15 protein-coding genes and 1 pseudogene are annotated in these 16,135 nt (G+C 67.3%); 12 read left to right on the top strand and 4 right to left on the bottom strand.

The window, feature by feature from the left end; genetic code table 11:
* Together A5759_RS16080 and serB are read left to right on the top strand one after the other, a co-directional pair.
* The coding region (locus tag A5759_RS16080; RefSeq protein WP_197506065.1) for a cbb3-type cytochrome c oxidase subunit I at positions 1 to 1,016 on the top strand (1,016 nt) is incomplete at its 5' end.
* 12 nt (positions 1,017 to 1,028) lie between these two features.
* A complete protein-coding gene (gene serB, locus A5759_RS16075; RefSeq protein WP_068199401.1) occupies positions 1,029 to 2,270 on the top strand; it encodes a phosphoserine phosphatase SerB in 1,242 nt (413 codons plus the stop codon).
* Between the two features lie 110 nt (positions 2,271 to 2,380).
* Here serB and A5759_RS16070 read toward each other — a convergent pair whose 3' ends face one another.
* The gene (locus tag A5759_RS16070) at positions 2,381 to 3,823 is read right to left on the bottom strand and encodes a PLP-dependent aminotransferase family protein (RefSeq protein ID WP_068199400.1); all 1,443 of its coding nucleotides are present in this window, start codon (positions 3,821 to 3,823) and stop codon (positions 2,381 to 2,383) included.
* A 64-nt stretch (positions 3,824 to 3,887) separates the two neighbouring features.
* On the opposite strand from A5759_RS16070, the gene A5759_RS26140 reads away from it, so the two are divergent.
* Complete coding sequence (locus A5759_RS26140) at positions 3,888 to 4,043, top strand: hypothetical protein (RefSeq protein ID WP_165595803.1); 156 nt, start codon at positions 3,888 to 3,890, stop codon at positions 4,041 to 4,043.
* Positions 4,036 to 4,659 (top strand): annotated as a pseudogene (locus A5759_RS16065) (YitT family protein); the annotation flags it as partial. The gene A5759_RS26140 and the pseudogene A5759_RS16065, both read left to right, overlap by 8 nt.
* Before the next feature lie 187 nt (positions 4,660 to 4,846).
* Here the strand turns inward: A5759_RS16065 and A5759_RS16060 are convergent.
* Positions 4,847 to 6,415 carry a transposase gene (locus tag A5759_RS16060; RefSeq protein WP_231984663.1) on the bottom strand — a complete coding sequence of 523 codons (1,569 nt, stop codon included), beginning with the start codon at positions 6,413 to 6,415 and terminating at the stop codon, positions 4,847 to 4,849.
* Between the two features lie 76 nt (positions 6,416 to 6,491).
* Here A5759_RS16060 and A5759_RS16055 point away from each other — a divergent pair, with 76 nt between their 5' ends.
* The 6 genes from A5759_RS16055 (at position 6,492) to A5759_RS16030 (ending at position 11,824) form a co-directional block, all read left to right on the top strand.
* Positions 6,492 to 7,367, top strand: coding sequence for an ABC transporter ATP-binding protein (locus A5759_RS16055; protein ID WP_369816217.1), 876 nt, complete (start codon positions 6,492 to 6,494; stop codon positions 7,365 to 7,367).
* Positions 7,364 to 8,209: an NUDIX hydrolase gene (locus A5759_RS16050; protein ID WP_068199396.1), complete on the top strand. Its 846-nt coding sequence runs from the start codon at positions 7,364 to 7,366 to the stop codon at positions 8,207 to 8,209. The genes A5759_RS16055 and A5759_RS16050 overlap by 4 nt, the downstream gene beginning before the upstream one ends.
* Positions 8,206 to 8,853 carry an enoyl-CoA hydratase gene (locus tag A5759_RS16045; RefSeq protein WP_064398486.1) on the top strand — a complete coding sequence of 216 codons (648 nt, stop codon included), beginning with the start codon at positions 8,206 to 8,208 and terminating at the stop codon, positions 8,851 to 8,853. Before A5759_RS16050 ends, A5759_RS16045 begins: the two co-directional genes overlap by 4 nt.
* An 11-nt stretch (positions 8,854 to 8,864) precedes the next feature.
* A complete protein-coding gene (locus tag A5759_RS16040) occupies positions 8,865 to 9,902 on the top strand; it encodes a class I SAM-dependent methyltransferase (RefSeq protein ID WP_231984662.1) in 1,038 nt (345 codons plus the stop codon).
* Entirely contained in the window at positions 9,899 to 11,068 is a 1,170-nt protein-coding gene (locus tag A5759_RS16035; protein ID WP_369816216.1) for a class I SAM-dependent methyltransferase, read from the top strand. Before A5759_RS16040 ends, A5759_RS16035 begins: the two co-directional genes overlap by 4 nt.
* Before the next feature lie 63 nt (positions 11,069 to 11,131).
* A complete protein-coding gene (locus tag A5759_RS16030) occupies positions 11,132 to 11,824 on the top strand; it encodes an esterase (RefSeq protein ID WP_064398487.1) in 693 nt (230 codons plus the stop codon).
* 3 nt (positions 11,825 to 11,827) lie between these two features.
* Here A5759_RS16030 and A5759_RS16025 read toward each other — a convergent pair whose 3' ends face one another.
* Together A5759_RS16025 and A5759_RS16020 are read right to left on the bottom strand one after the other, a co-directional pair.
* Complete coding sequence (locus A5759_RS16025) at positions 11,828 to 13,372, bottom strand: sodium:alanine symporter family protein (RefSeq protein ID WP_064426164.1); 1,545 nt, start codon at positions 13,370 to 13,372, stop codon at positions 11,828 to 11,830.
* A gap of 133 nt (positions 13,373 to 13,505) precedes the next feature.
* A complete protein-coding gene (locus A5759_RS16020) occupies positions 13,506 to 14,810 on the bottom strand; it encodes a PQQ-binding-like beta-propeller repeat protein (protein ID WP_064426163.1) in 1,305 nt (434 codons plus the stop codon).
* Between the two features lie 80 nt (positions 14,811 to 14,890).
* Between A5759_RS16020 and A5759_RS16015 the strand changes: the two genes are divergently transcribed.
* Positions 14,891 to 15,628, top strand: coding sequence for an acyltransferase (locus A5759_RS16015; RefSeq protein WP_064419195.1), 738 nt, complete (start codon positions 14,891 to 14,893; stop codon positions 15,626 to 15,628).
* Between the two features lie 265 nt (positions 15,629 to 15,893).
* A partial coding sequence (locus A5759_RS16010; RefSeq protein ID WP_197506063.1) for an IniB N-terminal domain-containing protein occupies positions 15,894 to 16,135 on the top strand: 242 nt, incomplete at its 3' end.

The following is a 16,135-nucleotide window of genomic DNA, read 5'->3' as shown; positions in this document are numbered from 1 at the left end:
TCTACGATCCCGCCAACGGCGGTGTGCTGCTGTATCAGCACTTGTTCTGGTACTTCGGCCACCCCGAGGTGTACATCATCGCGCTGCCGTTCTTCGGCATCGTCAGCGAGATCTTCCCGGTGTTCAGCCGTAAGCCGATCTTCGGCTACACCACGCTGATCTACGCGACCATCGCGATCGCCGCGCTGTCTATCGCGGTGTGGGCACACCACATGTACGCCACCGGTGCGGTGTTGCTGCCCTTCTTCTCGTTCATGACGTTCCTGATCGCCGTGCCTACGGGTATCAAGTTCTTCAACTGGATAGGCACGATGTGGAAGGGCCAGTTGACGTTCGAGTCACCGATGTTGTTCTCGATCGGGTTCCTGCTGACGTTCCTGTTGGGCGGCCTGTCGGGTGTGCTGCTGGCCAGCCCGCCGCTGGACTTCCACGTCACCGACAGCTACTTCGTCATCGCGCACTTCCACTACGTGCTGTTCGGCACGATCGTGTTCGCCACCTACGCCGGCATCTACTTCTGGTTCCCGAAGATGACGGGCCGCTTGCTCGACGAACGGCTCGGCAAGCTGCACTTCTGGCTGACGTTCATCGGGTTCCACGTCACGTTCCTGGTGCAGCACTGGGTGGGCGACGAGGGCATGCCGCGCCGGTACGCGGACTACCTGCCGACCGACGGGTTCACCACGCTCAACGTCGTGTCAACCATCGGCGCCTTCATCCTGGGCATCTCGACGCTGCCGTTCGTGTGGAACATCTTCAAGAGCTGGCGCTACGGCGAGCCGGTGACCGTCGACGATCCGTGGGGCTACGGCAACTCGCTGGAGTGGGCGACCTCATGCCCGCCACCGCGGCACAACTTCACCGAGCTGCCCCGAATCCGTTCGGAGCGGCCGGCGTTCGAGCTGCACTACCCGCACATGGTGGAGCGGATGCGCGCGGAGGCACACGTCGGACGCAGCCATGGGCCCGCGGACGGCGATGTGACCCGGCTGGACGACGCGAACGTCCGTACCTGACACGATTGCGGCATGACCGGTAAATCACGCGAACGCGCATCGCTGCTGATCACGGTCACCGGCCGCGACCAACCGGGCGTCACCTCGGCGTTGTTCGAGGTGCTGTCGCGTCACCGGGTCGAGCTGCTCAACGTCGAACAGGTCGTGATCCGCGGCCGGCTGACCTTGGGTGTGCTCGTCGCGGGATCGGCGGACGTCGCGGGAAGCGCCGAGCTTCGTGATGCCGTGACGGCGGCGATCCACGAAGTGGGCCTGGACGTCACGATCGAACGCAGCGACGGCGAGCCCATCATGCGGGAACCGTCGACGCACACGATCGTCGTCCTCGGTCGTCCGATCACCGCCGAGGAGTTCGGGGTCGTGGCCCGCGAACTCGCGCGGCTCGAGGTCAACATCGACACGATCGGTGGCATATCGGATTACCCCGTCACGGGATTGGAGCTGCGGGTCTCGGTGCCGTCGCGCGCGGTCTACGACGAACTGCAGCAGGCGCTGGCGCGCGTGGCGGTCGCCCAGGAGATCGACGTCGCGCTCGAGGACTTCAGCCTGACGCGACGAGCCAAGCGGCTCATCGTTTTCGACGTCGACTCGACCCTGATTCAGGGTGAGGTGATCGAAATGCTGGCGGCCAAGGTGGGCGCCGAGGCCGCGGTCGCCGAGGTCACCGAGGCCGCCATGCGCGGCGAACTCGACTTCGCCGAATCCCTGCACCGGCGCGTGGCGACACTGGCCGGCCTGCCCGCGTCCGTGCTCGACGACGTCGCCGACCAGATCGAGTTGACGCCCGGTGCCCGTACCACGCTGCGCACGCTCCGGCGGCTGGGATACCACTGCGGCATCGTGTCCGGCGGCTTTCGTCAGGTCATCGAACCGCTGGCCCATGAGCTGATGATGGATTTCGTCGCCGCGAACGAACTCGAGATCGTCGACGGCAAATTGACCGGCCGGGTGATCGGCCCCGTCATCGACCGGGCCGGAAAAGCCAAGGCGCTCAGGGATTTCGCGCAGCAAGCCGGTGTGCCGATGGAGCAGACGGTGGCCGTCGGCGACGGTGCCAACGACATCGACATGCTCGCCGCCGCGGGTCTGGGTGTGGCGTTCAACGCCAAACCGGCGCTGCGGGAGGTCGCCGACGCGTCGTTGAGTCAGCCGTACCTGGACACTGTGCTGTTCATTCTCGGTGTCACGCGCGGTGAGATCGAGGCCGCCGATGCCGTCGACGGTGTGGTGCGCCGCGTCGAGATCCCCGACTGAGCAAGGCCTTTCGTGGGGCGCGAGCGACCGCATTTGTACGAGAGAATGCGGTGTGTCGCGGGACAAACACGGTCGCTCACGGACTGCGTGTGGGCCCACGCGGAGCGTCGCTAGACGACGACGGTCGTCGACTCCGGCGCCGACAGCCCGGTGACGCTGCGCCACGCCCGCGCCAGCAGTTCCACCGCCTCACCCAACTGCTCCTCGGGTAGCGCGTACGGCACGCGGACGAACCGCTCGAGGGTGCCGTCCACCCCGAACCGCGGGCCCGCGGGCAGGTCGAGGCCCAGCCGGGAGGCCGCCGCCGACAACGCGGTACTCATCGGGGCAGGCAGCCGCACCCACAACGACATACCGCCGGCGCCCGGGCCGGGCTCCCAGTCGGGCAGGTGCTGACTCAGCAGCGACTGCAAATATGCGCGACGGCTGCGCAAGATCTCGCGCCGCTCCGGCAGCAACTCCTCGTGCCGGGCGAGAAGCCTTGCCGCAGCGTACTGTTCGAGCACGGCCGTGCCCATGTCGATCGACGGTCGCAGCGCGGCGATGGTGGCGATGGTGGCGCGCTCCGCACGGATCCAGCCGACCCGCAGCCCACCCCAGAACGACTTCGACATCGAGCCGACCGTCAGCACCAGATCGCGCCGCGACGTCATCTCACCCGCAGCCGGGCCGGGCGCGGGCTCGTCGAGCCACATGTCGAGAATTGTCTCGTCGATGACGGTGCGGGTGCGGGTCTCGGCGATGAGGCGCGCCAGCCGTTTTCGTTCCGCGGCGGGCATCGTCATACCCGTCGGGTTCTGGTTGTCGGGGATCAGATACGCCAGCGTCGGCGACATCTGGTGCAGCGCGTTTTGAAGCGCGTCGAAATCCCAGCCGGTTTCGGTCATCGCGACCGGGACGGGGCGGGCGCCTGCGGTTGCGATCGAGGACAGCGCGCCGTGGTACGTCGGTTGCTCGACGAGTACGCGGTCACCGGGCTGAACATATGTCGTCAGGATCAGGCCGATGGCGTGTAGCGCCCCGGTGGTCACCATGATCTCGTCCGGCTCTGTGGGAAGCCCACGCTCGCAGTACCTTTCGGCGATCGCCTGTCGCAGCGCGGGAACGCCGACGAGTTCGTGTCCCGGCGCGTGCAGATAGGGCGTGACGTCGCGGGTCGCCTCTGTGAAGGCCTCCATCACCGCGGCGGCCGGAGCTGACAACGCTGCCGCGGCTAGGCTCACCGACGGCGCGGCGGGCTCGACGCGCGCTGCAGGTGCGACGGGTAACGCGGTGGTGCTGCGGGCGCCGCGGCGCGCGACGAGATATCCGTCCTCCTGCAGCTGGGTGTAAGCGGCGGTGACCGTGGTGCGTGACACCCGCAGCGTGTCGGCGAGTGCGCGCTCGCTGGGCACCCGTGCGCCGACGGGGACGCGTCCGTCGATGATCAGCAGACGAAGGGCGTCGGCCAGACCCCGGTAAGCGGGTCCACTCCGACTGGACGTCCGCCAGTTACCCAATTCGCGGGCCAGAAGATCCACATTGAGCGTTCGGGCGGGCATTTCAAGTGTCATCACAGGCCAGTATTGACCAACTGGCTATTGAAAGGCAAGCCAGTTGGAACCGACGATGGAGGTTATGAGCTTAAACTGGATACCTCGCTTGAGTCGCCGCCTCGCCGCGACCCTGGCGTGGCAGCAGCCCGTCGCGCGCGCTGACTATGACGACCGCGACGTCGAACGCATGGCCCGCGAACTCGAACTCATCAAGGCGCGCTTCCCCCACCATGCGTAGAGAGGTCGTTCGCGGCCTGGTCCTTCTCGTCGGCTTGACCGGCTACGGCTTCTCGATGGCGGTCATGGTGCGCGCCGAGCTAGGACTGGACCCCTGGGACGTCTTCCATCAGGGGCTGGCCCGGCACACCGGGATGACGATCGGCGTGGCTTCGGCGGTCGTGGGCGTGGTCGTGCTGCTGGCGTGGATTCCGCTGCGTAACCGGCCCGGTGTGGGCACCGTGGCGAACGTCGTCGTCATCGCGATCACGGTCGACGCCGCGCTGTGGCTGCTGCCGACGCCCACGTCGCTGCCGGTGCGGATTGCGATGATGGTGGGCGCGGTGGTGCTCAACGCGGTCAGCACCGTCCTCTACGTCGGCGCCGGCCTCGGACCGGGGCCGCGCGACGGGCTGATGACCGGCCTGGTCGAGCGCACCGGGTTGTCGGTGCGCTTTGTCCGCACCTCGATCGAGGCGACGGTGTTGGCGGTCGGCTGGCTACTCGGCGGAACGGTCGGCGTCGGGACCGTCCTCTACGCATTCGGGATCGGCCCGCTGGTGCAGTTCTTCTTGAGGGTCACGCCGGAGAGGGTGGTGGCGGCGAGCGGGTGGGCTTCCGTCGCCGAGGCTTGCCGCAGGCGCGCGACAACTTCCGTCGCCGAGGCTCGCCGCAGGCGCGCGACAACTTCTGTCGCCGAGGCTCGCCGCAGGCGCGTGAGCGATTTGTGCGTGAAAACGATCGCTGGGTGGCTGTTGCGATTTGTGGTTGGTTGCCGGTGGGCGGTGACAGGTTGGTGGTACAGGTTGGTGGTGTGGCCCCGGTCTATGCGGTGGCTGTGTGGAGTCGGGTGAGGTTGAGTGCTGCAGCGGCCAGGTGAAGTTCGGCGGTGACGGCTGCGAGTCCGCGTCGGGCGTAGCGGCGTAGGCCGATGCGGTCTTTGAGGTGTCCGATGACGGGTTCGACTGTCGCTGAACGGCGTTTGTATCGCTGTGCCTGTTCGGGATTGCGCAGTGTGTGGCGCATCGCCTCGCGTGGTGAGAGACACGGTGGTGACGCATCGTGGGTGGGGTGGTGTTTGGCGTCGTGGTGAACGGCTCGGCCTGATCCGGGGGCGATGAGCCGCTCGGGCCCGGGGCTAGCGAGGTTGTCTTCGGTGAAGTAGCCGTTGTCGGCCAGCACCAACTCGATCGTCTTGTTCAAGGCATTCATCTGGCTCATGGCCGCGGCCAAAGCTGGTGCCCAGCAGTGCAGATCGTTGGCTTCTTGGGACACGTGCACCCCGATCACGAGGTGGTCATCAGAGCACACGATCTGACTGTTGTAGCCCTGGACCGATCCGCCGCCGGAGCCCTCAACCATCAACCTGGCCTGCGGATCGGTCAGATTGATCAGCGGCCCGCCCGCTGGGCCGCGCCGAGCTCGTCTGCGTGCGGCTCCACCCCGCTGGTCGACCATCCCGGCCGCCTGCTGGTGCACGGCTCGGCGCAAACCGGCCTGGGCTTTTCTGATGTTCCTGCGAATTGCGGCACGCTGGTGTGCTGGGGCGGTCCCCCGCACGTTCAGCAGCGGGGCCAGACGCTGCTGTTCGCGGGCGATTCTGGCCCGATACATGCGGATCTGGTCCACCCCGGCCGGCGCTCGACCGGACACGACCTCACCTGACTCCAAGCGCTGCAGGTACTGCTCTTGGCCAGCAGCATCGGCGGCGTCGGCCTCGGCATGGGCGCCATCTTGACGCGCGATCTCCTCCATCGCCTTCTTGATCGCAGCCTTGCGCCCCGCCGCCGTGCCCAGCTCGGCTGGCAGACGCTGCTGGGAACCGGCGCCAGCTTCGGCGGCGTCCTCATCGGCATCAACGGCAGCGGCTTGGGCGACCACATCCTCGGCGATGCGGCGGGCCTGCTCGGCAACCCATTGTTGGGAACGATTCGCTGATCTTGAGGCGTTGGCTGCGATCTTGGTGCCATCGATGGCGATCACCCCGGCCCGGACCATCCCGGCTTGGGCACACAAGCGCAGCACCTGGGCGAACACATCGGTGAATACCTCGTCATGAGCCGCGCGGAACCGGGCGATCGTGGTGTGATCCGGCGGGTCCTGAGCGCACACCACCCGGTAAGCGACGTGATCTAGGCACAGGCGTTCAATCTGTCGCGATGACCGCTGACCCGTCGCGTAGGCATAAATCATCAACGCCAACAACATGTCTGGGTCATAGCCAGCCTGCCCAACACCGCCGGTGCGGCGGGCCGCATGCAACGCCGAGGTATCCAGCTGTTCGACCACATCAAGGACGAACCACACCAGGTGATCAGCTGCCAGCCAGTCAGCCATATTCGGTGGCAGCAAAAACTCCTGATCGCGCACCACCGGACGATACGAACGAGCCATACCTCATCGTTTCGTGCTCACCGGCCAACACAAAGGACATCCATCGGCATTTCGCAACAGCCACTGGGCGAACGAAATCACGCCCAAGTCGCCTGACTACGATGGGCGAGTGCCCACCACCGAAGGAGATCCAGCCGACCCCGATGTGCTGATCGACTTCGCCAAGGTGTCGTTGCGGCGCGGGGGTCAGACCCTGATCGGCCCCATCACGTGGGCGGTTGAACTCGACGAGCGCTGGGTGGTCATCGGCCCCAACGGTGCGGGTAAGACCTCGCTGCTGCGCATCGCGGCGGCGCTGGAGTACCCGTCGTCGGGGACGGCGTACGTGCTCGGTGAGCGACTCGGCCGAACCGACATGTCCGAACTGCGCTCGCGGGTTGGGCTGAGTAGTTCGGCGTTGTCGCAGCGGGTGCCCGACGGCGAGGTGGTACGCGACCTGGTGGTCTCGGCCGGCTACGCGGTGCTGGGCCGCTGGCGCGAGGCTTACGACGACGTCGACTACGAGCAGGCGATCGACATGCTTGAAAGCGTCGGCGCCGAACACCTGGCAATGCGCACGTACGGCACTCTGTCCGAAGGCGAACGCAAGCGCGTGCTGATCGCGCGGTCGATGATGACCGACCCCGAACTGCTACTGCTCGACGAGCCCGCCGCCGGACTGGACCTCGGTGGACGCGAGGAACTTCTGGCCCGGCTCGAGGATCTGGCCGCGGACGCGGATGCCCCGGCGATGGTTCTGGTGACCCACCACGTCGAGGAGATTCCGCGCGGTTTCTCACACGGACTGATCTTGTCGGAGGGCAAGGTGGTCGACTCCGGGCTGCTGCCCGACGTGCTTACCGCCGAGAACCTTTCCAGAGCTTTCGGCCAGGCGATCACGCTCGAGGTCGTCGACGGGCGGTACTTCGCGCGTCGTGCCAGGAGCCGGGCCGCGCACAGGAGACGAGCATGACCGAGGAACCACTGACGCCGAGGCCCGCCTCGACCGTGATGCTGATCCGCGACCAACGGGATGGGCTCGCCCGAGGAGTTGAAGTTTTCCTGATGCGACGGCACTCGGCGATGGACTTCGTCGCCGGCGTGATGGTGTTCCCCGGCGGCGGTGTCGACGACCGCGACCGCAACGCCGACATCGACTGGTTCGGTCCCGAACCCGACTGGTGGGCAGAGCGTTTGAACGTGGAGCCGAACCTGGCGCAGGCGCTGGTGTGCGCGGCGGCGCGCGAGACGTTCGAGGAGTCCGGGGTGTTGTTCGCCGGGGCCGCCGACGATCCCGACGTCCTGGTCGATGACGCCTCGGTCTACCACGAAGCACGCGCCGCGCTGGTCAACCGGTCGCTGTCGTTCGCCGACTTCCTGCACCGCGAGAAGCTAGTGCTGCGCGCCGATCTGCTTCGGCCGTGGGCCAATTGGGTGACGCCGAAGGAAGAACGCACCCGCCGTTACGACACCTACTTTTTCGTCGGCGCCCTGCCGGAGGGCCAACGCGCCGACGGCGACAACACCGAGACCGACACGGCCGACTGGATCACCCCGCAGCAAGCGCTCGACGATTTCGCCGCAGGCCGGACGTTTTTGCTGCCGCCGACATGGACCCAGCTGGACTCGCTCGCCGGCCACACCGTCGACGAAGTGCTTGCCGTGGAACGTCAGATCGTCTCCGTCACACCGCATCTCGCGGCGAACAAGGACACCGGCAACTGGGAGATCGAGTTCTTCGACAGCGACCGGTACAACGCCGCCCGCAACCGCCGCAGCCCCGAGGGCTACGGATCCGACGCGCGCCAGGCATGAGCGAGTTCGTCTCGGTCCACACCAGCGATGAGCGGCCCGGCATCGCCACGTTGCTGCTGTCGCGCCCGCCGACCAACGCCCTGACCCGTCAGGTCTACCGCGAGCTGACCTCCGCCGCGCGAAGCATCGGCGACCGCGACGACATCCATTCGGTGATCGTGTACGGCGGCCACGAGATCTTCTCCGCCGGCGACGACGTGCCCGAACTGCGCACCCTCAACGCCGAGGAAACCGACACCGCCACCCAGGCCTGCCGCGAGGCCGTCGACGCCCTGGCTGCCATCCCCAAACCCACGGTCGCCGCGATCACCGGTTACGCGTTGGGTGGTGGGCTGACGCTGGCGTTGGCGGCCGACTGGCGGGTCTGCGGCGACAACGTCAAGTTCGGTGTGACGGAGATCCTGGCCGGCCTGGTGCCCGCGGGCGGCACCGCCCGACTGGTCCGCACCGTCGGCCTCAGCAAGGCCAAGGAGCTGGTCTTCAGCGGCCGGTTCATCGACGCCAAGGAGGCCCACGCGCTGGGCCTCGTCGACCAGATGGTCGCGCCCGACGGCGTCTACGACGCCGCGTTGGCCTGGGCGCAACGGTTCGTCGAGCATCCGCCCCAGGTACTGGCTGCGGCCAAGGCGACGTTCGACCTCTAGGCTGCCCTGTTATGAGCTTTGAGGAAACCGACACTGTTTCTGATGTCGCCGGCTCCCCGGCTCCGGTGTCCGATGTCGCCGGCTCCCCGGCTTCGGTGCCGAACCCGCACGCCACCGCCGAGCAGGTAGAAGCTGCCCGCCACGACTCAAAACTGGCCCAGGTGCTGTACCACGACTGGGAAGCCGAGAGCTACGACGAGAAGTGGTCGATCTCCTACGACAAGCGCTGCGTTGACTACGCCCGCGACCTGTTCGACGCCACGGTCCCGTTCGCCGAACAGCGCAAGCTGCCCTACGACCGGGCGCTGGAGCTCGGGTGTGGCAGCGGGTTCTTCCTGCTCAACCTGATCCAGGCGGGCGTGGCACGGCGCGGTTCGGTGACCGACCTGTCCCCGGGCATGGTCAAGGTCGCCACCCGCAACGGCGAGAACCTCGGCCTCGAGATCGACGGCCGGGTGGCCGACGCCGAGGGCATCCCGTACGACGACGACACCTTCGACCTCGTCGTCGGCCACGCCGTGTTGCACCACATCCCCGACGTCGAACTGTCGCTGCGCGAAGTGGTGCGGGTGCTCAAGCCCGGCGGCCGGTTCATCTTCGCCGGCGAGCCGACGAACGCGGGGGAGAACTACGCCCGCCCGCTGTCGACGCTGACCTGGCGGGCGGTGACCAACGTGACGAAGCTGCCCGGGCTCTCGGGATGGCGTCGGCCACAAGCCGAACTCGACGAGTCCTCACGCGCGGCCGCATTAGAGGCGGTCGTCGATTTGCACACCTTTTCTCCGGGCGACCTGGAGCGCATGGCAAGCAGCGCCGGCGCCGTCGAGGTGTCGACCGCCACCACCGAGTTCACCGCCGCGATGCTGGGCTGGCCGTTGCGCACCTTCGAGGCCGCGGTCCCGCCCGGGCGATTGGGTTGGGGCTACGCGAAATTCGCGTTCCACAGCTGGATCGCGTTGAGCTGGGTCGACGCCAACCTCTGGAGCCGCGTGGTGCCGAAGTCCTGGTACTACAACGTCATGATCACAGGGGTCAAGCCAGCCGCGTGACGGTGGCGTTCGGCGTCGAGGACGTCGACTATCTGCGCAGCCCGGCGGGTATCGACGCGCTGCGGGAAATCGCCACGCTGCGGTTGGCCGGTAACACGCTCGTCGCCGACATCGCTTCGGCGCGTAAGCGTTTCGGTGATCGAGCTGCCGTGCTGGTCGAGACCACGCTGCTGCGCCGCAAGGCGGCGGCCAAACTCTCCAATCCCGATGGTTGGTTGTTCACCGACGAGGCCCTGCAGCAGGCCACCGCCGAACCGGTCGCCCGGCACCGCGCCCGTCGACTCAGCGGCACCCGGGTACACGACGCGACGTGCTCGATCGGCACCGAGCTGGCCGCGCTCCGCGAATCGGCAGACCTCGTCATCGGCAGCGATATCGATCCGGTGCGCCTGGCGATGGCGCGCAACAACGTCTACGGTGTGGACCTCTGCCGCGCCGATGCCCTTCGGCCCATCACGCACGGCACGGTCGTCGTTCTCGACCCGGCGCGGCGCAGCGCCGGACGTCGCCGGTTCGACCCGCATGACTACGCGCCCCCGCTCGACGAACTGCTCGATGTCTACCGCCAACACAACACCGTCGTGAAGTGTGCTCCCGGAATCGATTTCGACGCCGTGAGGCGGTTGGGTTTCGACGGTGAGATCGAGGTGACGTCGCTGGCGGGCAGCGTGCGCGAAGCGTGCCTGTGGTCAGCCGGGCTCACCGAGGGTGGGGTCAGGCGTCGAGCCTCGTTGTTGGACACCGGCGAACAGGTCACCGACGACGAACCCGACGACTGCGCGGTGGCACCCGCGGGGAAGTGGATCGTCGACCCGGATGGTGCCATCGTGCGCGCAGGGCTGGTCCGCCGCTACGCGGCACGGCACGGACTGTGGCAGCTCGACCCCGACATCGCTTACCTGTCGGGCGACCAACTCCCGCCCGCTGTACGCGGCTTCGAGGTGCTCGACGAAGTCGCCTTCAGCGAACGGCGATTGCGGCAGGCCCTTTCGGCGCGCGAGGTCGGCGCAGTCGAGATCTTGGTGCGCGGCGTCGACGTCGAGCCCGACACGCTGCGGCCGCGGCTTCGCCTGCGCGGCTCACAGCAAGCTTCGGTAGTGATCACCCGCATCGGCACCGGAGGCGCAAGCCGGGCAACGGCATTCATTTGTCGTCCGTCGCGCTGAGCGTCCACGTATCCTTGCGGAGATGCGCCGGTATCCGGACCGGCGCCGGCTGCGAGGACGTCGATGCGCAATTTCAGGTGGACCGCTCTGGTTGCGGTGGCCGCCGTCGCCGGCACCGTCGCGATCCCCGCGGCCGCCGCCCAGCCGGGGTGCGCTGACCTGCAGGGCACGGTGGGGCCGGATCAGATATGCCGGGTGAACGTCGAAAAACCGAACTACACCTACGAATTGAGTTTCCCCAACGACTATCCCGACCAGGCGCCGCTGGTGGCCTACCTGACGCAGGCGCGCGACGGCTTCGTCAACGTCGCCGAGAACCCGGGTGCGGACGGAATGCGGTACGAACTCGACGCCGAAGGCACCGGCTACCGATCGGGGCCGCCGACCACCGGCACCCGCAGCGTGGTGTTCAGCGTCTGGCAGAACGTCGGCGGGGTGCGCCCGCAGACCTTCTACCAGTCGTTCAACTGGAACCTCGCCACGAATGCGCCGATCACCTTCGACACCCTGTTCAGGCCGGGCTCCGAGCCCATGGACGTGATCTACCGCGAGGTCGATCGATACCTGGAGAGGCAGGGACTCATGGCCCCGGTTCCGCCGGGCCAAGGCACCGATCCCGCGAACTACCAGAACTTCGCGCTGACCGACGACTCGCTGATCTTCTTCTTCAGCCAGGGCGGACTGTTCCCCGAATCGGCAGGCCCGGTTCAGGCGACGGTACCGCGCGCGGCGGTGGCGCCGATGCTCGCGCTGTAAGGCTCAAGTCCGCACCGATTCGCGCTTGTTCCCGGAGAGCGGGTCGTAGTTCTCCCAGAACGACGCGCCGACGATGTCGAGCGCGTGCGGGTCGAACACCGGGTCCAGCCCGGCCCTCTTCTGCTCCTCGTAGTCCCACAGCGCCCGGTAGGCCGGTTGCTGGAGGATCAGGATGCCGACGATGTTCAACCAGGCCATCAACCCGACGCCGATGTCGCCGAGCACCCACGCCTCGGTCGCCGTCGACACCGCGCCGAGGACCACCGAGACCAGGATCAGCGCCTGCAGCACCATGGTCGCGTTCGAGCCCACGGTGCCGCGGATCAGCGGCACCGGTGTCGTCGACGCCCGGCCGAGCAGGAATCGAAGGTTCGTCTCGGCCATGTAGTAGTACGCGATGATTGTGGTGAAGCAGAAGAACGCCAGCGAGACCGCGATGAAGGTCGAACCGGCGCCGTTCCAGAGGGTGTCGAACCCGATCTGGGCGAAGGCGGGACCGACCTCGACATCGTCGGGAAGCCGGCCGCCGTCGGCGAGCACCGCGCCGGTCGCGCTCTCACCCTCGAACACGCGGTACGCGCCGGTCGACAGGATCAGGAACCCGGTGGCCGAGCAGATGAACAGGGTGTCGACGTAGACCGCGAACGCCTGCACCAGACCCTGCTTGGCTGGATGCGACACCTCCGCGGCGGCCGCCGCGTGCGGGCCGGTGCCCTGGCCGGCTTCGTTGGAGTAGATGCCGCGTTTGACGCCCCACATCACCGCCGCGCCGATGATCGCGCCGAACGCGGAATCCAGGCCGAAGGCACTGGCGAAGATCATCTCCAGCACCGTCGGAATCCGTCCGGCGTTGAGGAGGACGACGATCAGTGCCAGCAGGATGTAGACGACGGCCATGAACGGTACGACGATCGAGGCGAACGCCGCGATGCGCTTGACGCCGCCGATGATGACGAACGCGAGCACGATGACGGTGCTGACGGCCACCCACCACTTGTCGAAGCCCCACGCCGATTCCATCGCAGAGGCCATCGAGTTGGACTGCACACTGGGCAGGAGCAGCCCGCATGCCAGCACCGTGACCGCTGCGAAGATCAGTCCATAGACTTTGAAGACGCCGGCGGCGCGGGTGTGGGCCAGCGCGCGGCTCAGGTAGTACGCGGGCCCGCCGCGGTACTCACCGGTCAGCGGGTCGCGGGTCTTGTAGATCTGGCCGAGCGTGCACTCCACGAACGACGTCGATGCGCCGAGAAACGCCACCGCCCACATCCAGAACAGCGCGCCGGGGCCGCCGAAGGCGATCGCGGTCGCGACGCCGGCGATGTTGCCCGTGCCGACCCGCCCGGCCAGCGACATCGTCAACGCCTGGAACGACGACACCCCCGACGGCGACTTCTCGCCCTTGAGCATCAGCCGGACCATCTCGCGTACCTGGCGTACCTGCACGAACCGGGAGCGAATAGAGAAGTACACACCTGCGGCCAGGCACAGATAGACCAGCGCGTCGCTCCACACGTAACCGTTGACTGCGTCGAGGAACTCGGACAATACGTCTCCTTAGCTCGGGTGCGTCCGCACGCGCCTCGCGGGGGTCACACGCGCACGGTGGCATGCTGGCATGCCCGCGGCCTCTATGTGTTTCGTTGCGGTGACAAACTCGATACGCGGCCGGTGCCGTGCACTACGCCGGTGCGAAGCCGTACACCATGCCGTCGCTGGTGGCGGTGACCACGCGGCGGTCCTTTCCGATGGAGACGCCGACCGGCCAACCCGTCGCCCTGGGCAGCGGATAGCTGTTGAGGGTGCGCCCGTCGGCGGGATCGAAGACCAGCAGCGCCTGTCCGGCGTCCTCCCCGTCGCCGTCGCGGACGACGGTGTAGGCGAGATCGGCGCCGGATCGGCTCGAGGTCGACAGCGGCGTGACGTCGTCGCGGGTCCACTGCACCTCGCCGCGGTCGCCTGCGTCCTTGATGCCGGTCAACTTCGCCCCGGGCCCGCCGCCGGCGACGATCAGCCCGTCGGGTGACACGGAGGGCGGGGTCTGGGCGAGGTAGTCGAGCGGCACCGACCACTTTGCCTTGCCGTCGGCGGCGTTGAGCGCCCATAGCCGGTCGTCGCGTCCGTTGACGTAGACGGTCGATCCGTCGGCCGAAAACACCGGACTGGCAAGGGGTCCGTCGCCGACGGCGTCGCTGGTCCACTCGCGGGTCAGAAACGGCGACTGCCCGGGCCGGTAGCGCAGGCCCACGAGGATGGGGGCGTCGGCACCTGGTTCCCACAACGAGAGGACGACGGTCCCGGTGGCAGAGGCGAACGCCGGCGCGGCGGCCACCGGGCAGCGCGGGCGGGCCGGCCGGCAGTCGGCGAGGCCGCGCTCGGAGTCCTTGGGGTCGACGCCGGCGACCAGGTCGATCGGGCTGCCTTCGACCGTGCCGCGGTGGGCGTCGAAAACCAGCACCTGACCCAGGTGCGTCACGACCAGCAGGTGCCCCGGGCTCAGGATCCGCGCTGTGGTCGGCATCCCGATGACCGGTTGACGCCAGCGGATCCACTGCGTCGGGGGAAACGACAGCATGGCGCCGGGCTGTCCGATATAGAGATTGTCGAAGCCATCGAACAGCGGGCTCGACGCGCCGCCGCCCTGTACGAGGCGGGTGCACCAACGCTGCCGCGCCCTGTTGTCGGCCTCCCACACCATCAGCGAGCATCCGTCGGGGGTCTGCGCGTTGGCGGCCAGATAGCTGCCGGTGCCGAGTGCCACCGCGGCGCCGAGATCACCCTTGACAGACCGCATCCATTCCAGGCGCAGCGTGTCTGCACCCACGACGGGTTGGTAGCTGCTGTTGGCGGCATCGCTGTATTGGGCGGCCCAGCCGTCAGCGGCCTTGGCCTCGACCCAGGAGGTGGTGTCCTGGCAGCCCGCCAGTGTGGCCGTGATCAGCGCTGTCAGTAACGACACTGCCAGCACGGTCAATCGCCGGATCACTCGATCCTTCCCGTTCCTCGTCATCGGTCCACGTGAGGGTAACCGTTGCCGATTCGGACGCTCGCGTAGGCTTTCCGGCCATGACGACCATGTGGGGCGCGCCGCTGCACAAGCGGTGGCGAGGGTCGCGACTGCGTGACCCGAGGCAGGCGAAGTTCCTGACCTTGGCATCGCTGAAATGGGTGCTGGCCAACCGCGCCTACACCCCGTGGTATCTGGTGCGGTACTGGAGATTGCTGAAGTTCAAGCTGCGCAATCCGCACATCATCACCCGCGGGATGGTCTTCCTCGGTAAGGGCGTCGAGATCGAGGCGACGCCGGAGTTGTCGATGATGGAGATCGGTCGCTGGGTGCACATCGGCGACAAGAACACGATCCGCTGCCACGAGGGCTCGCTGCGGTTCGGCGACAAAGTGGTGCTCGGCCGCGACAACGTCATCAACACCTACCTCGACATCGAATTGGGTGATTCGGTGCTGATGGCCGACTGGTGCTACATCTGCGATTTCGACCATCGTATGGACGACATCAACGTGCCGATCAAGGACCAGGGAATCGTCAAGGGGCCGGTGCGAATCGGGCCAGACACGTGGGTGGGTGTCAAGGTCACGGTGTTGCGCAACACCACGATCGGGCGTGGTTGCGTGCTCGGATCGCACGCGGTCGTGCGCGGCGACGTGCCCGACTTCTCGATCGCCGTCGGTGCGCCCGCGAAAGTGGTCAAGAACCGCCAACTCGCATGGGAAACATCGGCGGCGCAGCGCGCGGAACTGGCCGCGGCCCTTGCCGACATCGAACGCAAGAAGGCCTCCCGCTAGCGCGCACTCTGGTTTCCGCGAGCGCGCGTGTCTGCATACGCCACGCCGCTGAAATTCAACAGCTTGCGCACGCTCGTCGCCGTTCGGCGACCGCGAACTGCTCACAGAGAACCGCCCCTAATCCCCTAATAGGGGTCTGGGTTGACCCTGCATCCGTTCACCGCAGCGAGGGGGCTTCGGCCCGTTTTCGGGATATCCGCGGATTCGTAACGTTCGCATCAGTTCGCCGGAGGTCGGCGACCGGACATCCGAAAGGACCACTGAGATGAACGTAATCGACTGGATTCTGAACCTGTTCCGTGACGAGGTCTCGGCTCAGGCCTTCGTCGACGATCCAGAACGGGCCATGTGCGGTGCCGGCGTGCAGAACGCGTCCGCAGCTCAACTGCAGCACGCCGCCGCGGCCGTGGCGCCTGCGGCGGTGGTGCATGGGGGTGGCAATCCGGTGGTGGGGCTGCAGCAGGCGGTGGCCCAGACGCACGGGATCGCGTTCACCCCGCAGCGGCA

It is taken from the genome of Mycobacterium sp. 852014-52144_SCH5372336 (assembly GCF_001665615.1).
GTDB classification, from domain to species: domain Bacteria; phylum Actinomycetota; class Actinomycetes; order Mycobacteriales; family Mycobacteriaceae; genus Mycobacterium; species Mycobacterium neumannii_A.
The sequence above is the reverse complement of the archived record's forward strand: the minus strand, read 5'-3'. Positions and strand labels throughout refer to the sequence as shown.